1 protein-coding gene is annotated in these 1,396 nt (G+C 42.4%); it reads right to left on the reverse strand.

Features of this window, described 5'->3' with window-relative positions; genetic code table 11:
* Window positions 1–1,151, reverse strand: a 1,151-nt coding sequence (locus tag B4F08_RS10410) for a SulP family inorganic anion transporter (protein ID WP_291374323.1), incomplete at its 3' end; no start/stop codon positions are given.
* Window positions 1,152–1,396: the final 245 nt, after the last annotated feature.

Genomic DNA, 1,396 nt, shown 5'->3' on the forward strand with positions numbered 1-1,396 from the left:
TTGATGAAAAATAATGCGGACAGTAAAACTCCGACAAAGACACCCAAGGCAAGATTATGTGTGGCTAAGACAATGATCACGACACTCAACATGACCATATTACTTTGTAATGGGTGTTTAGCGATGTTTTTAACCGAGTCCCATTGAAAGGTTGTAAATGCCACCATGATCATAATGGCAACCAATGCCGCCATTGGAATATAAGACAGCCAGTCTTTAAAAAACACCACCAAACACAGTAAAAACACACCAGCCACTAAGGTTGAAAGTCGAGTACGCGCACCTGAGCTGACATTAATCATAGACTGTCCAATCATGGCACAACCTGCCATACCGCCCATAAAACCGCTCACAATATTTGCCATACCTTGTCCGCGACATTCTTGATGACGGTCACCTTCAGTGCCTGTGACTTCGTTCACTACTGTAGTGGTCATCATGCTTTCAAGCAAACCGACGGTCGCTAATGTGATGGCGTAAGGAAAGACAATTTGCAGCGTTTCAAAGGTCAGTGGAATATCAGGCAGTAGAAAAATAGGTAAAGTATCGGGGAAATGACCTAAGTCACTGACCATACGCATATCTGTGCCGAAAAACAGCGCCAAAGCGGTCAGGACAAGAATACAAATAAGCGGTGAGGGAATGCTTTTCCCCACTTTAGGCAGATAAGGAAACAGATAAATCACAGCGAGGCCAAGTGCAACAAATGCATAGCCCCAGTGATTCATTTGGCTGAGTTCTGGAAGCTGTGCCATGAAGATTAAAATTGCCAGTGCATTTAAAAACCCATACACCACTGACTGCGACACAAAACGCATCAGTTTGGCGACTTTAAAATAACCCGCAATGATCTGAATGACACCAGTGAGTATAGTTGCCGCCAGTAAATACTGTAGGCCATGCTCTTTGACCAGCGTGATCATGAGTAGAGCCATCGCGCCTGTAGCAGCTGAAATCATGGCTGGACGACCGCCAAAAAAAGCAATGCTCACTGCGATACAAAAGGAGGCATACAGTCCGACTTGAGGGTCTACACCTGCAATTGCTGAAAAAGCAATAGATTCGGGAATTAGAGCAAGTCCTACCACTAAACCAGCAAGAACATCGGTACGAATGTTAGAAAACCATTCATCTTTTTTAAGGCTAATCACAGATCAAATTCATTTTAGGGTCAAGGGGGCTATGTTAAAACAACTCTGTTGCAAATTGCAGTGTTGTTGTACTTGAAAAAAAATGTGAATTAGACAATATTCAATAGGCGAACGAATGATTTTTCGTTTACGCTTTTTTGCAATTTACAGGTTTTGATCACTTGAAAGTTTGTTAGAAGCCATTTAAAACAGAGAATAGAGTTATAACAAGGATCAGATATGAAGCTTTATTATGCACCGGGTGC

Origin of the sequence: Acinetobacter sp. UBA6720 (assembly GCF_002454215.1) — a bacterium.
In the GTDB taxonomy this organism is placed as follows: domain Bacteria; phylum Pseudomonadota; class Gammaproteobacteria; order Pseudomonadales; family Moraxellaceae; genus Acinetobacter.